This window comes from Burkholderia sp. YIM B11467 (assembly GCF_052952715.1).
The window spans coordinates 231,766-250,258 of sequence record NZ_JBQVSQ010000002.1; the positions used below are offsets into that span (position 1 = coordinate 231,766).

The 18,493-nt window shown below is 67.5% G+C and carries 12 protein-coding genes; 7 read left to right on the forward strand and 5 right to left on the reverse strand.

Going from position 1 to position 18,493, the window contains the following annotated elements:
* Position 1: 1 nt before the first annotated feature.
* Positions 2-6,034 (reverse strand): alpha-2-macroglobulin family protein, encoded by a 6,033-nt coding sequence (locus tag ACTRWB_RS08245; RefSeq protein ID WP_446901549.1) that lies wholly within the window; start codon positions 6,032-6,034, stop codon positions 2-4.
* A gap of 305 nt (positions 6,035-6,339) precedes the next feature.
* Between ACTRWB_RS08245 and ACTRWB_RS08250 the strand changes: the two genes are divergently transcribed.
* The 5 genes from ACTRWB_RS08250 to ACTRWB_RS08270 all read left to right on the forward strand — a co-directional run bounded on the left by ACTRWB_RS08250 (position 6,340) and on the right by ACTRWB_RS08270 (position 11,522).
* Positions 6,340-6,846, forward strand: coding sequence for a sugar dehydrogenase complex small subunit (locus tag ACTRWB_RS08250; RefSeq protein WP_446901550.1), 507 nt, complete (start codon positions 6,340-6,342; stop codon positions 6,844-6,846).
* Positions 6,846-8,465, forward strand: a complete 1,620-nt coding sequence (locus ACTRWB_RS08255; protein WP_193100339.1) for a GMC family oxidoreductase — start codon at positions 6,846-6,848, stop codon at positions 8,463-8,465. Before ACTRWB_RS08250 ends, ACTRWB_RS08255 begins: the two co-directional genes overlap by 1 nt.
* 2 nt (positions 8,466-8,467) lie before the next feature.
* Positions 8,468-9,745: a c-type cytochrome gene (locus ACTRWB_RS08260; protein WP_419689583.1), complete on the forward strand. Its 1,278-nt coding sequence runs from the start codon at positions 8,468-8,470 to the stop codon at positions 9,743-9,745.
* A 190-nt stretch (positions 9,746-9,935) separates the two neighbouring features.
* Complete coding sequence (locus ACTRWB_RS08265; RefSeq protein ID WP_048252135.1) at positions 9,936-10,355, forward strand: DoxX family protein; 420 nt, start codon at positions 9,936-9,938, stop codon at positions 10,353-10,355.
* Positions 10,356-10,418: 63 nt separating this feature from the next.
* Entirely contained in the window at positions 10,419-11,522 is a 1,104-nt protein-coding gene (locus tag ACTRWB_RS08270) for a porin (protein ID WP_048252125.1), read from the forward strand.
* Between the two features lie 89 nt (positions 11,523-11,611).
* On the opposite strand, the gene ACTRWB_RS08275 is transcribed toward ACTRWB_RS08270, so the two are convergent.
* Together ACTRWB_RS08275 and ACTRWB_RS08280 are read right to left on the reverse strand one after the other, a co-directional pair.
* On the reverse strand, positions 11,612-12,931 hold the full coding sequence (locus ACTRWB_RS08275; protein WP_446901551.1) for an MFS transporter: 1,320 nt from the start codon (positions 12,929-12,931) through the stop codon (positions 11,612-11,614).
* 42 nt (positions 12,932-12,973) lie between these two features.
* Positions 12,974-14,158, reverse strand: a complete 1,185-nt coding sequence (locus ACTRWB_RS08280) for a M20 aminoacylase family protein (protein WP_446901552.1) — start codon at positions 14,156-14,158, stop codon at positions 12,974-12,976.
* Between the two features lie 182 nt (positions 14,159-14,340).
* On the opposite strand from ACTRWB_RS08280, the gene ACTRWB_RS08285 reads away from it, so the two are divergent.
* Positions 14,341-15,243: a LysR substrate-binding domain-containing protein gene (locus ACTRWB_RS08285; protein WP_129515101.1), complete on the forward strand. Its 903-nt coding sequence runs from the start codon at positions 14,341-14,343 to the stop codon at positions 15,241-15,243.
* Between the two features lie 200 nt (positions 15,244-15,443).
* On the forward strand, positions 15,444-15,764 hold the full coding sequence (gene ppnP / locus ACTRWB_RS08290) for a pyrimidine/purine nucleoside phosphorylase (RefSeq protein WP_006478890.1): 321 nt from the start codon (positions 15,444-15,446) through the stop codon (positions 15,762-15,764).
* A gap of 91 nt (positions 15,765-15,855) precedes the next feature.
* On the opposite strand, the gene ACTRWB_RS08295 is transcribed toward ppnP, so the two are convergent.
* Positions 15,856-16,191: a hypothetical protein gene (locus tag ACTRWB_RS08295; protein WP_021162025.1), complete on the reverse strand. Its 336-nt coding sequence runs from the start codon at positions 16,189-16,191 to the stop codon at positions 15,856-15,858.
* A 512-nt stretch (positions 16,192-16,703) separates the two neighbouring features.
* Positions 16,704-18,491 (reverse strand): chloride channel protein, encoded by a 1,788-nt coding sequence (locus ACTRWB_RS08300; RefSeq protein WP_048252121.1) that lies wholly within the window; start codon positions 18,489-18,491, stop codon positions 16,704-16,706.
* Positions 18,492-18,493: the final 2 nt, after the last annotated feature.

Genomic DNA, 18,493 nt, shown 5'->3' on the forward strand with positions numbered 1-18,493 from the left:
CTCACGACTTGCCCGCGTCGGCCGGCTTCACGGTCATCGGCGGGTTCGGCCACAGGCCGTAGACGGACGGCGCGTACAGCGCCTCGACGCGTGTCGGCGGCAGCCCGAACGTGCCGACGTTGTTCAGCCGCACCGTGTACTCGACCGAGAATTTGCCCTTCGGCAAATAGTCGTAGTACGCGCGATAACCGTCGAAGTCGCGCTCGATGAAGGCCGGCCACGTGCCGTCCGATGTCTTCTCGCCCTGCGTTGCCGCTTCGGAATCGCGGCCGAGGCCCGAACCGAGGATCGTCGCGCCGGACGGGATCGGATCGTTGACGACGACCCACGTCATGTCGCTCTGCGCGTCGATGTCGAGATGCACGCGCACGACGTCGCCGCGCGTCAGCACGCCCTTGACGGCGGGCGACACGGGCGTGACGGTCTTCGTGATCCGGTAGCCGGCCGCGAACGGCGCGCGCAGCGGCACGGCCGCGAGGCTCTCGATCGTCGCCCACGGGCGGCCCGTGCCGTCTTGCGTGACGGACAGCGTGGCCGGTGCCTGCGCCGCGCGCGGCCACGGCAGCATCACGCTGCGCGCGGCGGCGGCGCGGGTGGCCGCGGTGGCCGGCGTATCGGCGGGCGCCGGCGCCTGCGACCACGAGATCGAGCGCGCGTCGCCGCCGAGCGCGACCTTCGTCGCACCGGAGACGGGCGTGCTCTCATAGGTGCGCGAGAAGCGCTCGACCGCGAGCTGCCCGAGCGCGTTCGACGTCGTCGTCTGCCATGCACCCTGGCGCTGCAGCGCGAGCAGGCCGGCCGTCACGCGCGGCATCTCGTCCTTCCACGCCGGATCGCCCGCGAATTCCAGCGCGAGACGGGCAGCATTGGTCTCGTTGCTGGTCATCAGCCACCATAGGTCGTCGTCGCGCGCGGTCGAGAACACGAGCTGCGTGCCCTGGTACGTGAGGCGTGCCCGCAGGATCTGCTCGACCTGCGCGCGCTTCTCGTCGCGTTGCGGGATGTCCTTCACGCGCGTCAGGATCGCGTGATAGTCGATCACCGCCGACGTCGGCCACTGGTTCGGCGCGATCTCGATCGAGCCGAGCATGCGGCCCTGCGCGGCACCGTAGCGCGACAGCGCCTCGATCGCGGCGAGCTTGCGCAGGTCGCGATCCTGGCGCGGCGCCCACGCGTTGCGCTCGATGCGACCGTCGACGAAGCGCGCGAGCCCGGCTTCGAGCTGCGTGCGCAGGTCTTCCGGCAGCGCGAAACGCGGGTCGAGACGGCTTGCCTCGTCGGACACCACGAGCAGGTACGACGACAGCGTCGGGCTGCCGTAGTGCGAATCGTCGGACGACGGCGGGAAGTAGCTCGCGAGCCCGTCGCTGTCGAGGTAGACGGGCATGCGTGCCACCAGCGCCTGCCATTGCGCGGCGTCGTGCAGGCCGATCGCGCGCGACGTTTGCTGTTCGAGGCAGCGGTACGGATAACGCTCGAACCAGCGCTTCACGCCGGGCAGCCCGTCGGCGAGCTTCGACTGCAGCGACACGGCGATGCCGCCGCGCGGCAAGCCTTGCGCGTTGTTCGCGGCGCCAGCCGGGGAGGCCACCGGCACCGTCAGCGTGCCGTCCACCTGCGCGAGCGTCGCCTGCTGCACGGTCACCGGCAGCGCGGGCACCACCTTCTGCGCCACCGCCAGCGCGTCGGACGCGCGCTTGCCGCCTTGCTCGGCCGCTTCGATGCGCCAGTTCAGCGCACCGGCCGCGTCGAGCGCCTGCTCGGGCACGGTGATCGTCCACGCGACCTCGGTCGCCGTATTGGCCGCGAGCGACACGGTTTGCGGCGCGACGTCGAGACCCGTCACGCGCGGCGTCACGACGACCTGCATCGCGCGGTCGGTCGTGTTGCGCAGCGTGACCTGCGCGCGGAACGCGTCGCCTTCGCGCACGAGCGGTGGCAGGCCGGAGATCAGCTGCAGATCCTGCGTGCTGCGGATCGACGTGCTGCCGGTGCCGAAACGGTCGGGGCCGACCGCCGCGATCGCGACGATCCGGAAGCGCGTCAGCGCGTCGTTCAACGGCACCTCGACGGTCGCGCTGCCGTTCGCGTCGAGCGTCACGCGCGGATTCCACAGCAGCAGCGTGTCGAACAGCTCGCGCGTCGGCGCGCTGCCGCCGCCGCCGCCGGCCGGCACGGCCTTGCGGCCGAAGTGGCGGCGGCCGACGATTTCCATCTGCGCGGTGGCCGTCTCGACGCCGTACGCGCGCCGGCGCAGCATCGCGTCGAGCAGGTCCCAGCTGTTGTTCGGCATCAGTTCGAGCAGCGCCTCGTCGACGGCCGCGACCGCGATCTGCGTGCCGGCCGGCGCGGGCTGGCCGTTCGGCAGCGTGACCTTCACGTGCGCCTGCGCCTTGCTGCGCACCGTGTAGCGCGTCGCGTCGGTCGTCACGGTCACGCCGAGACGGTGGACGCCCGTGCCGACCTTGATCTCGCCGAGGCCGTAGCGGAACGCGGGCTTCGACAGGTCGACGAACGCGGTCGGCGCTTCATAGTGGCGGCCTTCGCGCCAGAACGCGCGCGCCCATTCGACCGGCGCTTTCCAGCCCCACGTGAAGAACGAGTACCACGGCACTTCGCGAATCCGGCCGCGCAGCGCGAGCACCGACACGTAGACGTTCGGCCCCCACGATTCGCCGACCTTCAGGTCGACGGTCGGGTTCTTGCCGTTCAGCTCGACGATGTGCGTTTCCATCACGCCGCCGCGTTCGACCGCGACGAGCGCAGTCGCGTAGCGGAACGGCATCCGCACCTGGAAGCGGGCGGTTTCGCCCGGTTCATACGAGGTCTTCTCGGGGATCACGTCGATCCGGTCGGTGTTGTCGCCGCCGAACCAGAGTTCGTCCTCGCGCGTGACCCAGACCGACGTCGATGCGTTCGACGTGCGGCCGTCGCCGTCCTTCGCGACCGCGATCAGCTGGATGTTGCCGGCCTGTTCGAGCGTCGCGTCGCAGGCCATGCGGCCCTTGTCGTCGGTCTTGCCCGAGCACAGCACGCCGAGGTCGCGCGTGTCGCTCTTGTTGTCGTATGCGTAGAAGCCGCCGACCATCCGCTTGCGCGACGACGTCGTGATGTGCGCGACGCCCTTGATCTCGATCGGCACCGACGCACGCGGCTTGCCCTGCAGGTCGACTGCGAGCGCCTGCACGGGTACGCGCTGGCCGACCGACACCCAGCGGCCGGCCTTGATGCCGGCCACCACCGCGGCCGGCCACAGGATCGTGTCGCCGCGAATCGTTTGCACTTCGCCGTTCGGGTCCGCGAACGTCGCCTCGAGCGCGATGCGCTTCGGCGCGTCGACGTCGGGCAGGCCCTTGAGCGTGACGGTGCCCGCGCCGTTGCGGTCGAGCGTGAGCGGCAGCTTGTCGGCGATCAGCTTCGTCGCATCGGGATCGTTGTTCGACGCCGACGCGTTGTCGCCGTCCTGCGAATCGTCGTCGGCGTTGCCGTCGCTCGTGTCGGGGCGATACGGCGTGAAGCTGAAATCCTCGAAGCGATCCGCGAACGGCGGCGACGCCCACTTCATCAGCGCCGACACCTGCACGGGCAGGTTCGATGCGCCGCCGCCCGACACGTAGTCGATCTGCACCGCGAGCGGCGCTTCCTTCACGGCGACGAGCGGGCTCTTCTGCGCGTCGCGCGCGCCGATCGATCCCTTCAGCACCGGCAGGCGGAAGGCCTCGACGCGGAAGCTGCCGCTGTAATAGGTGGCGGTCGGCGCGTCTTCCGGGCCGCCTTCGAGTTCGACGCTGTATTCGCCGAGCTTCGCGGCGGGCGGCAGCGTGAACTGCGTATCCGCGCTGTGGTCGGCGGCCCACGTGAGCGGCAGCTTGTACGTCTGGCCCGTGCCGAGATGGCGGATCGTCACGCGCGTCGGGTATTGCGACGGGAACGCGAGGCTCTGCAGCGTCTCTGTACGGATGAAATGCTTCATCGACACGGTTTCGCCCGCGCGCAGCAGCGTGCGGTCGAACACCGTGTGCGCACGCACGGTCGGCGCGCTGTCGGTGTCGGTCGGCACGTTGAAGCGCCACGATTCGATCCCGCGGTTCCAGCCCGAGCTGACGAACGCCATGTCGGGGCCCGTCTTCGGATCGTCGACGCGTGCCGACACGAAGTAGTCGTCGAAGCGCTCGGACGAACTGCATTCGTGCTTCGGCTCGAACGGCCCGTCGATCTTCAGCAGGCCCTGCGCGTCGGTCTTGCCGGCCGCGATCTGATCGCCGTTGCAGTCCGACACGCGGATCTGCGCGTTCGGCACGGGCTTGCCCTTGTCGAGCGTCGTGACCCACACGAGGTTGTTCTCGCGGCCCTGTTTCAGGTGCACGCCGAGGTTCGTGACGAGCACGGTGGTGCGCACGTACATGCTCGACGGCTTCGCGAGCAGCGAGCGGCCGAGCGCGGGCGACGCGAGTTCGAGCACGTAGAAGCCGGGCTTGTCGATCGGCACGCCGACGATCTCGAACGGACGCAGCGTCTTCGGGTCGGCCTGCGGCAGCGTCAATGCCTGCGCGCCGGGCTCGCCCTTGAGCAGCGACAGCGAGCGCACGTCGATGCGGCGGTCCTTCGCCGCGGGCTGCTTTTCGCCGGCCTGGAGCGGCACGTAGACGGGGTGCTGGCCCTTGCGCTCCAGCAGGCCGGGAATCTGGCTGTCGATCGAACCGGCCGTCATCGACCAGTTGTCGAAGCGGTCGACGGTGCGCATCCACTGGCGGATCGCGGTGTCGTTCTCGACCTTCAGGTTCGCGAATTGGGCGCCGCCCGCGTTGAGGCCCGCGATATGCAGGTCGGCCTCGACGTTGCGCAGCGTGACGGGTACGAGCGCGGGCGTGTCGGGTTCGGCGAAGCGCTCGATGATCCCGAAGGTGCCCGACGAGAATTTCGCGAGCGGCGGCATCGGCGCGGTGCGCGTCGCGAGCGGGAACAGGTCGGCGTTGGACAGCGCGCGGTCGGTCACGTCGCGCAGGCCCGACGGCAGCTCGATCGTCAGGCCGGCCTGCGCGGGCAGCGGCGGGTTGAACGTGACGGTCGTCACTTCCTCGCTGTGGTCGTCGGCCGCGAAGGTCGGCGACAGCGAGCCGTCGGGGCCGCGCACCTTGATCGCCTCGGCGTTCTTGCGCGAGATCGGCGCGTTGAACGACAGTGTGAGCGGGCGCAGCGGCGTGCACGGCGCCTTCGCGTTCTCGCGTTCGCACGAGAAGCTCGCGGCGAACGGCGCGCGCACGGTGAAATCGAAGCGCCGTTCGGTTTCGTTCGCGATGCCGCTCGGGCTCGCGACCCCCTTTCCGTACACGAGCTGCATCTTCGCGCTGGCCGGCAGCGCCTGCGCGCACGACAGCGTCAGCACGCGCGCGGCATCCTTCTTCAGCCCGAAATGGTCGAGTAGAGCGTTGCGCGTATCGTCATCGGCGGCCGTGACGGGAATGCGGTTGCCGATACCGGCCGCTTCACACCAGATGTTTGCGAGCGCCGAGCGCGGTTCGGCCGGGCCGTTCAGCTTCATCACGAAGACCTGCCGTTCCTCGATCTCGCGCGAGCCGGGGCGCACGTTCACCGGGAACGGGCCGCCCGTCTGGAACGTGAAGCGGCGCGGGCCGCTGGCCGCGTTGCCGGCGACCGAGCGCAGCGTATCGTTGAGCGCGACCGAGCAGCGCACGCCGGGCGGCAGGTCGTTTTCGAAATCGTAAACCCAGGTCTTGTCGTCGAGCCAGTGGCCCTGGCCGCGCGCGGCGGTGGAGTCGTTGCAGGTCACGCGCGCGGGATTCGGCGCGGAGGCCGAGCCGAACGCGACCATCGGTTCGTCGAACTTGACGACGCTCTGCCGGACTTCGGTGACGGTGCCTTGCGGCGATACGCTCACCGTGCGCGCCGCGAGCGCATGCAGCGACAGCGCCGCGGCGGCGCCGAGCACCGCGACGGCGCCGATGCGCCAGACGAGCCGCGTGGTGTGGTTGGTTCGCTTCGTTTCGTTGTTGTGCTTGTCGTACTGCTTCATCGCTCGATGCCCTCGGAGGGAAGCTTTCTGTTTGATTGCTGGCGATTCTAACCGACGGCCGTGCCGGCGCATCGCGGCACGCAGTGTGTCGCCGGCATGCGACACGCGTGTGTGCGCGCCGCAATTTTGTCGCGCCGACGACACAAAAAAGCAGCGAAATGTCGATTGTCTCGGATTGCGGAACATTTAATGGACTATAAAAAGATTGTTCGATCCGATTTGAGCGCGTACATTTCAGGTCCGCGCCAATGTTTGAGAAATATCAAGCGTGGTTTTCCCGAATCCGGTGTTCGAGAGAAGGAAACATGCACAACGACAACACCCCCCACTCGCGTCGCAATGGCGACGCAGCCGCAACCGGCATCACGCGGCGTCAATGGCTGCAGGGCGCACTGGCGCTGACGGCGGCGGGCCTCACGGGCTCGCTGGCGTTGCGGGCCCTGGCCGATGATCCCGGCACCGCGCCGCTCGATACGTTCATGACGCTTTCCGAAGCATTGACCGGCAAGAAGGGGCTGAGCCGCGTGCTCGGCCAGCGCTTCCTGCAGGCATTGCAGAAGGGTTCGTTCAAGACGGCCGACAGCCTGCCGCAACTCGCCGGCGCACTCGCGTCCGGCTCGCTGAATCCCGATCAGGAAGCGCTCGCGCTGAAGATTCTCGAAGCGTGGTATCTCGGCATCGTCGACAACGTCGTGATTACCTACGAAGAAGCATTAATGTTCAGCGTCGTATCCGATACGCTCGTGATCCCTTCGTATTGCCCCAACAAACCCGGCTTCTGGGCCGACAAACCGATCGAGAGGCAAGCCTGATGGCGGATACCGATACGCAAAAGGCCGACGTCGTCGTCGTCGGGTCGGGTGTCGCCGGCGCGATCGTGGCGCACCAGCTCGCGATGGCGGGCAAGTCGGTGATCCTGCTGGAAGCCGGCCCGCGCATGCCGCGCTGGGAAATCGTCGAGCGCTTTCGCAACCAGCCCGACAAGACGGACTTCATGGCGCCGTACCCGTCGAGCGCGTGGGCGCCGCATCCGGAATACGGCCCGCCGAACGACTACCTGATCCTGAAGGGCGAGCACAAGTTCAACTCGCAGTACATCCGCGCGGTGGGCGGCACGACGTGGCACTGGGCCGCGTCGGCGTGGCGCTTCATCCCGAACGACTTCAAGATGAAGACGGTGTACGGCGTCGGCCGCGACTGGCCGATCCAGTACGACGACCTCGAGCATTATTACCAGCGTGCCGAGGAAGAACTCGGCGTGTGGGGCCCGGGCCCCGAGGAAGATCTTTACTCGCCGCGCAAGGCGCCGTACCCGATGCCGCCGCTGCCGTTGTCGTTCAACGAGCAGACGATCAAGAGCGCGCTCAACGGTTATGACCCGAAGTTCCACGTGGTGACCGAGCCGGTCGCGCGCAACAGCCGTCCGTACGACGGCCGGCCAACCTGTTGCGGGAACAACAATTGCATGCCGATCTGTCCGATCGGCGCGATGTACAACGGCATCGTGCACGTCGAGAAGGCCGAGCAGGCCGGCGCGAAGCTGATCGAGAACGCGGTCGTCTACAAGCTCGAGACCGGGCCGGACAAGCGCATCACCGCCGCGGTCTACAAGGACAAGTCGGGCGCCGACCATCGCGTCGAAGGCAAATACTTCGTGGTGGCCGCGAACGGCATCGAGACGCCGAAGATCCTGCTGATGTCGGCGAACCGCGATTTCCCGAACGGCGTCGCGAACAGCTCCGACATGGTCGGCCGCAACCTGATGGACCACCCGGGCACCGGCGTGTCGTTCTACGCGAACGACAAGCTGTGGCCGGGCCGCGGCCCGCAGGAGATGACGTCGCTGATCGGTTTCCGCGACGGCCCGTTCCGCGCGACCGAAGCCGCGAAGAAGATCCACCTGTCGAACATGTCGCGCATCAACCAGGAGACGCAGAAGATCTTCAAGAGCGGCAAGCTGATGAAGCCCGAGGAGCTCGACGCGCAGATCCGCGACCGCGCCGCACGTTTCGTCGAGTTCGACTGCTTCCACGAAATCCTGCCGCAACCCGAGAACCGCATCGTGCCGAGCAAGACGGCCACCGACGCGATCGGCATCCCGCGCCCCGAGATCACGTATGCGATCGACGACTACGTGAAGCGCGGCGCCGTGCACACGCGCGAGGTCTACGCGACGGCCGCGAAGGTGCTGGGCGGTACCGAAGTCGTCTTCAACGACGAGTTCGCGCCGAACAACCACATCACGGGCGCGACGATCATGGGCGCGGATGCACGCGACTCGGTCGTCGACAAGGACTGCCGCACGTTCGACCATCCGAACCTGTTCATCTCGAGCAGCTCGACGATGCCGACCGTCGGTACGGTGAACGTGACGCTGACGATCGCGGCGCTCGCGCTGCGGATGTCGGACACGCTGAAGAAGGAAGTCTGACCGTGCGGAAATCTACTCTCACCTTCCTCGTCGCCGGCTGCCTCGCGCTGCCGGGTCTCGCGCGCGCGGCCGACGCGGCCGATCCGGCGCTGGTCAAGCGCGGCGAATACCTCGCGGTCGCGGGCGACTGCATGGCGTGCCACACCGCGAAGGGCGGCAAGCCGTTCGCGGGCGGCCTCGGGATGCCGGTGCCGATGCTCGGCAAGATCTACTCGAGCAACATCACGCCCGATCCCGATACGGGCATCGGCAACTGGACCTTCGACGACTTCGAGCGCGCGGTGCGCCACGGCGTGTCGAAGAACGGCGACAACCTGTACCCGGCGATGCCGTACGTGTCGTACGCGAAGATCAACGACGACGACGTGCAGGCGCTGTACGCGTACTTCATGCACGGCGTCGAACCGGTCAAGCAGGCGCCGCCGAAGAACGAGATCCCCGCGCTGCTGAGCATGCGCTGGCCGCTGAAGATCTGGAACTGGCTGTTCCTGAAGGACGGCGCGTACGAGCCGAAACCGGCGCAAAGCGCCGAGTGGAACCGCGGCGCGTATCTCGTGCAGGGCCTCGCGCACTGCAGCACGTGCCACACGCCGCGCGGCATCGCGTTGCAGGAGAAGTCGCTCGACGAGACGGGCGGCAGCTTCCTGTCGGGCTCGGTGCTCGCGGGCTGGGACGGCTACAACATCACGTCCGACCCGAATGCGGGGATCGGCGGCTGGACGCAGCAGCAGCTCGTCCAGTACCTGCGCACCGGCAGCGTGCCGGGTGTCGCGCAGGCGGCCGGTCCGATGGCCGAGGCGGTCGAGCACAGCTTCTCGAAGATGACGGAATCCGACATCGGCGCGATCTCGACGTACATCCGCACGGTGCCGGCGGTTGCCAGCGGCGACGCGAAGCAGTCGCGCTCGTCGTGGGGCAAGCCGGCCGAGGACGGACTGAAGCTGCGCGGCGTCGCGCTCGCATCGTCCGGCATCGATCCCGCGCGGCTGTATCTCGGCAACTGTGCGACCTGCCACCAGATGCAAGGCAAGGGCACGCCGGACGGTTATTACCCGTCGCTGTTCCACAACTCGACGGTCGGCGCGTCGAATCCGACCAACCTCGTGCAGGTGATCCTGAACGGCGTGCAGCGCAAGGCCGGCAGCGAGGATGTCGGCATGCCGGCGTTCCGCTACGAGCTGTCGGATGCGCAGATCGCCGCGCTGACGAACTACCTGACCGGGCAGTTCGGCAATCCGGCCGCGAAGGTGACCGAGCAGGACGTCGCGAAGCTGCGTTGACGCGGCGCGCGACGGCGCGGCAGGGCAATATCGAAGAAGAGCGGCATCGAAGAAGAGGAGGAGCACAGCACATCGGGCGGACCCCGATGCCGGTTGTTGCAGAGCGGGGCGGGCGGCGCAGGCGGCGGTCCGTCCCGGTTCACAGGCAATCCGGTGCGCCAGCCGCGCATCGTTTTCGTTGATCGACACCATGACACCGAATCAACCGTTTCTCGCGTCCCAACGCGATGTGCTGCTGCTGCTTTCGCGCATCCTCCTCGTGATCCTGTTCGTGATGTTCGGCTGGAAGAAGATCATCGACTTCCCCGGTACCATCGCGTTCATGGGCTCGGAAGGCGCGCCCGCGCCGATCATGTCCGCCGCGATCTCCGTCGTGATGGAGCTGTTCGTCGGGATCGCGATCCTGGTCGGCTTCCAGACGCGCGCACTCGCGTTGCTGCTTGCGCTGTATACGATCGGCACCGGCATCATCGGCCACCACTACTGGACGATGACGGGCGGCGAGCAGATCAACAACATGATTCATTTCTACAAGAACATCGCGATCTCGGGCGGCCTGCTCGCGCTCTGCGCGGCGGGCCCCGGGCGTTTTTCGATCGATCGCGGATAAACAGACCCAGGGCGCGCGCATGGGGCACGCGTCGGATGGTCGAGACTCCGAGGGGGCATCATTTTGCGACTCAAACATTTCGCATGGCTGATTGCGGCCGCCACGCCGGCGGCCGCTTTCGCACAAACGAGCGTAACGCTGTACGGCCGTGTCGACGGCGGCATCGAGTACCTGAACCACATCGCGACGCCGAACGGCAGCAAGTCGCGCTGGGCCGCGGAAAGCGGCGACTGGGGCACCAGCATGTTCGGCCTGAAGGGCATCGAGGATCTGGGCGGCGGGCTGTCGACGGTCTTCGATCTCGAGACCGCGTTCCAGGTGATGAACGGCCAGACGGGCGGCGGACGCATGTGGTCGCGGCGCGCGTATGTCGGCCTGAAGAGCAATACGTGGGGCCAGTTGCAGGCCGGCCGCAACCTCTTCATCGACAGCGACGGCGTGTGGGAATTCGATCCGTTCGTGCAGCAGGCGTTTTCGTCCGCGTCGCTCGTGCGCGGCCGCAACTGGCAGCAGACCAGCAACAACATCGAATATCACAGCCCGGTGATCGGCGGCTTCGACGTGCAGGCGCAATACGCGTTCGGCAACCAGTCGCGCGGCTTCAACTACGGCGCGGCCGACGATTTCGGCCGCTCGGACGGGATCATGATCTCGTACCACTCGCCGCTGCTCGACGTGCGCGGCATCTATGACGAGCTGCGCGACAACAACGGCAAGTTCAGCAACATCTTCACCGCGTCGCGCGAGTATTTCGTCGGCGCGAACGTGAAGGTGTCGAAGTTCAAGATCCAGGGCGCTTACACGCATTACCAGGCGCCGGACAGCCCGGCCGGTGTCGCCGATCGCGCCGATCACTACTGGCTCGGCGCGACCTACACCGCGACGCCGCAGTGGGCCGTGACGGGCGGCGGGTACTACGTGAAGGTCGGCGACGGCGGCGGCGATGCGTCGCACGATCCGTCGGGCCACGCGATGATGTATGTGCTCGGCACCACGTACAACCTGTCGAAGCGCACGTTCCTGTACGGCACGGTCGCGTACGTACGCAACGGCGGCAACTCGAACTTCTCGCTGCTCGCGACGCCGCGCGATGCGACGTCGGGCACGAGCCCGCTGACGGGCGAGTCGCAGACGGGTGCGTATGTGGGGATGATGCATACGTTCTGAGCGCGAGCGGCGCCAGATGCGAAAAAGGCACGGGTCGTCGAACCCGTGCCTTTTTGCGTTGACGGCGCGCACCGCGCATCGACCGTCGTTCAGTCGAGTGCCTTCCCGGCCTTTTCGTCCATGCAGCGGATGGCGAGCAACGTGCACGCGCCGCAGCCGATCGCATACCACGCGGGCGCATTCGGGTTGCCGGTCGCCGCGATCAGCCACGTGACGAAGAACTGCGCGAAGCCGCCGAAGATCGCGACGCCGACGCTGTACACGAGCGCGCCGCCGGTCGCGCGTACCGCACGCGGAAAGAGTTCGCCGAGCACCGCGCCGGTCGCGCCGACATTGATCGCATGCACGATCGACAGCGCCGTGATGATCGACAGCAGCGACGCGGCGCCCGGCCAGCGGTTCAGCGCGATGAACGCCGGGTAGACCGCGACCATCAGTACGATGCGGGTCCACCAGATGATCCGGTTGCGTCCGTAGACGTCGGACAGGTGGCCGCCGATCGGCGTCACGAGCATCAGGATCGCGCCGGCGACGCAGCCGGCCGTCATCGACAGCCAGGTCGGCAGGTGCAGCACCTGCACGCCGTAGATCGCCATGTAGAACACGATGATGTAGTGGATCGACGTGCCGCCGATCGTCACGCCGAGGCCCGCGAACACGGCCCTGCCGTGATGGCGCAGCACGTCGGCGAGCGGCAGCGATGCGACCGGCTCGTCATGCGCGGCGGCGGGCGCGGCAGCCGGCACTTCCTCGACGGTGCGGCGCAGCCAGTAGCCGAGCGGCACGAACAGCGTGCCGATGATGAACGGCACGCGCCAGCCCCAGCTTTCGAGCTGCGCGGCAGTCAGCGTCGACGTCAGTGCGACGCCGGTGAGCGCACCCGCGAGCGCGGCGAGCCCCTGGCTCGAGAACTGGAACGACGCATAGAAGCCGCGGCGGTGCTGCGGCGCCTGTTCGAGCAGCAGCGTGGTCGACGCACCGACTTCGCCGCCCGACGCGAACCCTTGCAGCAGGCGCGCGAGCACGAGCAGCAGCGGCGCGGCGATGCCGGCCTGCGCGAAGGTCGGCGCGACCGCGATCGTTGCGGTGCCGAGCGCCATCAGCAGCAGTGTCAGGATCATGGCCTTCTTGCGGCCGGCGCGGTCGGCGTACATGCCGATCACGAGTCCGCCGAGCGGACGCGTGACGAAGCCGACGCCGAAGCTCGCGACCGCGAGCATCAGCTGCCCGAACGACGAATGCACGGGAAAGAACAGCTTGCCGATCAGGATCGCGAAGAAGCTGTAGACCGTGAAGTCGTAGAACTCGAGCGCGTTGCCGACGGCGGCGGCGGCGATCAGCCGGCGCTTCTTCGCGGCGGCGTGTGTATCGGGCGGCGTGCCGGCGAGCGACAGGGCAGACGTTTCCATGGGGTTCCCCCGGTAAGCGCGAAACTGCGTGATGAAGGGCCGTCAGGCCGCGAGCCAGGCTTCGGCGACGCGAACCCAGTAGCTCGCGCCGATCGCGAGGATGTCGTCGTTGAAGTCGTAGCCGGGGTTGTGCACCATGCAGCCGCCCTTGCTGCCGATCCCGTTGCCGATGAACGCGTAGCAGCCGGGGCGGGCCTCGAGCATGAACGCGAAATCCTCGCTGCCCATCAGCGGCGCGGCGTCGGTTTCGACGCGCTCGGCACCGAGCATCTGGCGCGCGATGTCGGCCGCGAACGCGGTCGGTTCCGCGTGATTGACGAGCACCGGGTAGCCGTAGTCGTAGTCGATTTCCGCCGTGATGCCGAAGCTTTCCGCCTGGCCTTTCACGAGCGCTTCGATGCGGCGTGCGAGCAGCGCGCGTACATCAGCGTTCAGCGCGCGCACCGACAGCTTCATCACGACGGTTTCGGGAATGATGTTGAACGTCTCGCCGGCCTGCACGCTGCCGACCGTGATCACGGCCGCATGCTGCGCGTCGACCTCGCGCGCGACGATCGTCTGCAGCGCGACCATGATGCTGCCCGCGGCCGACATCGGATCGCGTGCAAAGTGCGGCATCGCGCCGTGGCCGCCGACACCGCGCAGCGTGATCGTCACGCGGTCGGCCGACGCCATCGCGGCGCCGGTGCGGAATGCCATGTCGCCGGCCGCGCGGCCCGGCATGTTGTGGATCGCGAAGATCGCGTCGCACGGGAAACGATCGAACAGGCGGTCGTCCATCATCGCCTTCGCGCCGCCGAAGTTTTCCTCGGCCGGCTGGAAGATCAGGTTCAGCGTGCCGGAGAACTGGCGCGTCGCCGCGAGGTGGCGCGCCGCGCACAGCAGCATCGCGGTGTGGCCGTCGTGGCCGCATGCATGCATCTTGTTCGCGTGGCGGCTCGCGTACGGCAGGCCCGTGGCTTCCGCGAGTGGCAGTGCATCCATGTCGGCGCGCAGCCCGACGGTGCGCGTGCCTTGTCCTTCGCGCAGCACGCCGACGACGCCCGTCTTGCCGATGCCGCGATGCACTTCGTAACCCCAGCCGGCGAGCAGCTCGGCGACGAGATCGCTCGTGAGCGTTTCTTCGAACGCGAGTTCGGGATGCGCATGGATGCGACGGCGCACCTCGACCAGCTCGGGGGCGATCGCGGCGATACCGGGGATGACGGGGTTCAAGGCTTGCAGCATGGTCTCTCCTGTGGGGCAGGTGGGGCGTTTGACGTGCATATGACGAGAGAGCATATAAATTTCTTTTGCTCACTAGAAGCTGATAAATTGCTTTGGTGCACACCACCGGTTGCCGCTCGGGAATACCCTGAACCGGTGCGCACGGCCGGGTACAGGGTTTCCACGGATCACGCATTGCCGCCATGAAATACCATCAGTTGAAAGCGTTCGTCACCGTCGCGGAAGAAGGGAGTATTCGCGCGGCCGCGCGGCGCCTGAACGTGTCGCCGGCGGCGCTGACGAAGGCGGTCAAGGAACTGGAGATCGCGCTCGGCGTGTCTCTCGTCGTGCGTACCGCGCGCGGCGTGCAGCTCACCGCGTTCGGCCAGCAGCTGCAGGTGCGCGCGCGGCTGATCGTCGCCGAGATGCAGCGCGCCCGCGACGACATCGAGCAGGCGCAGGGGGCGCTGACGGGCTCCGTGTCGGCGGCGATCACGCCGGCTGCCGCGGTGACGATTCTGCCCGACGCGTTTCGCGCGTTCCGGCGCCGCTTTCCGGTGGCGCGCGTCAACCTGATCGAAGGGTTTCCGGGCGTCGCGCTGCCACGCCTGCACGATGGCTCGCTCGATTTCGCGGTGGTCGTCGTCGTGCCGGAACTGCTGGCGGCCGAGTTCGATCATGCCGAGCTCTACGCGAGCCGTTCGCTGATCGTCGCGCGCAAGGAGCATCCACTCGCGTCGGCCACGTCGCTCGCCGATCTCGTCGAGGCCGACTGGCTGATGAATCCGTCGCCGGAAAGCTCGACGCAGGCGCTGTTCAATTCGTTCGTCACGTACGGTCTGCCGGTGCCGGCGCGCGTCGTCGAATGCCCGAGCTTCGGGCTCGCGCACCGCCTGTTGACGGGTTGCGACCTGATCGCGTCGATGCCGGAGCAACTGTTGGAGGCAGAGTGGGCGCGCGATCAATTGGCGGTGCTGCCGATTCGCGAGCGCTTGCCGGCCGTGTCGGTGCAGGTCGTGACGCGTCGCGACAGCCCGTTGACGCCGGCCGCGGCGATGCTGCTCGATTGCTTGCGCGATTCCGCGCGACGCAAGGGGCTGCGGTGAGTCGGCAACCGAGGCGTGCGCTCGTCATCATGTAGTGATCCTGACGATCTGGCACTGCTGCCGTTTCACGGGATGACGCGGGCAAGGCGTCGTGCGGTTGCGGCGTGCGTCGCGCGAGCCGGTATCATAGCGGCCGGCCCGCCGCTCCGGCCGGCCTCCAACCACATCGCCATCCGGCATCCAGCAATCAGAGGCATCACATGACCAGTGCAACCCAATTCGACAACGTATCGGTCGTCAAGCGCGCCAACGTCTATTTCGACGGCAAGTGCGTGTCGCATACCGTGCTCTTCCCGGACGGCACGCGCAAGACGCTCGGCGTGATCCTGCCGTGCGCGCTCAACTTCGGCACGGACGCCCCCGAATTGATGGAAGTGCAGGCCGGCAAGTGTCGCGTGAAGCTCGACGGCAGCAGCGAGTGGCAGACCTACGGCGCCGGTGAATCGTTCTCGGTGCCGGGCAAGAGCCGCTTCGACATCGAAGTGCTCGAGACGCTCGATTACGTCTGCAGCTACCTGTAAGCGCGGGCGGCAGAAAAAGAAAAGCCCCGCCGAGGCGGGGCTTGTCGCAAGCGGATGGCGCAAGGCCATCCGAAGCGCCTGTTCTCGTTACTTACAGGCAGGCGTTGATGTCGCCGGCCGACGACGCATCGCCGCCGCGGAAACCGACCCAGGTCTTCGCGTTCGCAGCGTTGGCCGGACGCACCACGGCGGCGGCGCCGTTCGGCGGCTGCTGGCCCGGCGCATAAACGGCCATCGCGAGGCCGTTCGCCAGTTCGTACTGCGACGTTACCTGTTGCTGCGACTTGTCGGCCCAGGTCTTCGCGATGCACTGCGCCACCTGGTCGGCGGGTTTCTGGCTTTGTCCCACGTTCTGCAGGGCAGAATCGGCTGCATGAGCAGAAAATGCCACGGTCAATGCGATGAGCGGTAAATATTTTGCGTTCACGTTATCTCCCTCGAGTCGTGATTGATTGAGTGGGATGCGCAGCAGGACTGCGTGCAAGTGAGATCGCGTCGAACAAGCACGGTTCCGGCTATTCCGAAACAAGTTGTTAACGCGCTTGCCAAATGGAGGCTCCGGTGCTTGGCGGCGCTGCTGCGGCACAACATGCATCGTGTGCGGCCCGTCGGTGGACGGGTGACGCGGCAACGACGTCATGCGTTGCCCGGTCGGCGCGCTGCCCGGTCGCGTGGTGAGGTGACGGCCACGGCGAGCGGCATGTCGATGCATGCCGTGCCGCGACTCTTTATGTGATTGCGAATTGGAATGGCTGAATTGTTTGTTGGCCCCGTCGCATGGAGACCATGATGACAAACTTTCGTCGGTTCGACTGTTAACCAACTTTAAACGCGGGAAGCTGCGGAATGCGATGCGGCGCGCGCGGTGCGCGCTGCATCGTGCAACGAGGTGGGGTGAGTGGGCCGTGCGCGGCTGTCGTGCCGCGCAGGCTCGCGGCGTCAGCCTGCCTTGCGCGTGCCGGCGTCGCGCAGGTTGACCGGGACGACCGGGCGGAAGCGCTCGCGCTTCTGTTCGTCGTCGAAATGCTGGAGCGCGGGCTTGATCAGGTCGCTGCGCGACACGATGCCCGTGATGCGCAGCGATTGCTCGTCGTCGACGACCGGCAGGCGTTCGAGGCCGAGCATCGCGAGTCGCGACGCGACGACGCGGCACGTTTCGTGCGCAAGCGCGACGGCGGGCGCGCGGTTGGCGAACGCGCCCGAGATCGGCGTGTCGGCTCCGGCTTGCGCGCGCTGCGCATCGAGCGTCGCGCGATCGACGAGGCCGAGCAGGCGGCCGTTCTGCACGACCGGGTATGCGCGGTGCGTCTGCTTCGCGCCGAAGTACTGCGACTCGACGGTGTCGAGCGTCGACGCGCCGTCGATCGCGACCAGCAGATCGGCGGACGTCATCACTTCGGCGATGTCATGCCGTTCGAGCGGATCGACGCCGTATTCGCGATAGATGTGATAGCCGCGGCGCGCGATCTTTTCCGTCATGATCGAGCGTTTCATCACGATGGTCGCGAAGCCGTGCGCGACGAGCGTCGCTGCGAGCAGCGGCAGCAGCGCGTTGGCATCGTGCGTGAGGCCGAACGCGAACACGATCGCGGTCAGCGGGGCGCCGAGTGTCGCACCAAGCGTCGCGGCCATGCACACGAGCGGCCACAGCGCCGGATCGCCGCCCGGCAGCATCGGCGACAGCACGGTGCCGAGACCGGCGCCGAGCATCAGCAGCGGGGCGAGCACACCGCCCGACGTCCCCGAGCCGAGCGCGATCACCCACATCACGGCCTTCACGATCAGCAGCGCGAGCGCGATCTTCAGCGCGATGTGCTGGTGCAGCAGGTCGCCGATCACGTCGTAGCCGACACCGAGCGCGCGCGGCTCGAGCCAGCCGCCGATACCGATCACGATCGCGCCGAGCGCGGGCCACCACATCCAGTGCACGGGCAGCTTCGCGAAGGTGTCCTCGACGCGATACAGCGCAGCCGACAGGCCGCAGGCGAGCATGCCCGACAGCAGGCCCGCGACGATGCACGACAGCAGCGCGACGGGCGTCGGCGCGGCCGTGGTCAGCGGAAACAGCGGATCGACGCCGAAGAACAGCGCGCGTGCAAAACCGGCCACCGCGCACGCGAGCGCGACCGGCAGGAAACTGCGCGGGCGCCATTCGAACAGCAGCAGTTCGACCGCGAGCAGCACGGCGGCGACCGGCGTGCCGAACACGGCCGTCATGCCGGCGGCCGCACCCGCGACGAGCAGCGTCTTGCGCTCGGCGGCGGTCACGTGCACGCATTGCGCGATCAGCGAGCCGAGCGCGCCGCCCGTCATGATGATCGGGCCTTCGGCGCCGAACGGGCCGCCGCTGCCGATCACGACGCCGGACGACAGCGGCTTGAGGATCGCGACCTTCGGCGACATGCGGCTCTTGCCGAACAGGATCGCCTCGATCGCTTCGGGAATGCCGTGGCCGCGGATCTTTTCCGAACCGAAGCGCGCCATCATCCCGACGATCAACCCGCCGATCACCGGCACGACGATCACCCACGCGCCGAGCGTGTTGTTCGCGGGAGAGCGGTCGGCGAACGAGAACTGCTGGAAGAAGAACAGGTTCGTGAACAGGTGGATCAGGCTCAACAGCACGAACGCGGCAAGCGTGCTGAGGAGGCCGATCCCGGCGGCAAGCAACGCGATCCTGGGCAGGCGGTCGTTGGTCGAGAAATCGCGTTTGTGTGGTGCGTTCATCG

Excerpts from the sequence above, each read along its gene's own strand:
- ACTRWB_RS08265 (WP_048252135.1), top strand. The coding sequence starts at position 9,936 with ATGACACCGAATCAACCGTTTCTCGCGTCCCAACGCGATGTGCTGCTG.
- ACTRWB_RS08255 (WP_193100339.1), top strand. The coding sequence starts at position 6,846 with ATGGCGGATACCGATACGCAAAAGGCCGACGTCGTCGTCGTCGGGTCG.
- ACTRWB_RS08300 (WP_048252121.1), bottom strand. The coding sequence starts at position 18,491 with ATGAACGCACCACACAAACGCGATTTCTCGACCAACGACCGCCTGCCC.
- ppnP (WP_006478890.1), top strand. The coding sequence starts at position 15,444 with ATGACCAGTGCAACCCAATTCGACAACGTATCGGTCGTCAAGCGCGCC.
- ACTRWB_RS08250 (WP_446901550.1), top strand. The coding sequence starts at position 6,340 with ATGCACAACGACAACACCCCCCACTCGCGTCGCAATGGCGACGCAGCC.
- ACTRWB_RS08285 (WP_129515101.1), top strand. The coding sequence starts at position 14,341 with ATGAAATACCATCAGTTGAAAGCGTTCGTCACCGTCGCGGAAGAAGGG.
- ACTRWB_RS08245 (WP_446901549.1), bottom strand. The coding sequence starts at position 6,034 with ATGAAGCAGTACGACAAGCACAACAACGAAACGAAGCGAACCAACCAC.
- ACTRWB_RS08280 (WP_446901552.1), bottom strand. The coding sequence starts at position 14,158 with ATGCTGCAAGCCTTGAACCCCGTCATCCCCGGTATCGCCGCGATCGCC.
- ACTRWB_RS08275 (WP_446901551.1), bottom strand. The coding sequence starts at position 12,931 with ATGGAAACGTCTGCCCTGTCGCTCGCCGGCACGCCGCCCGATACACAC.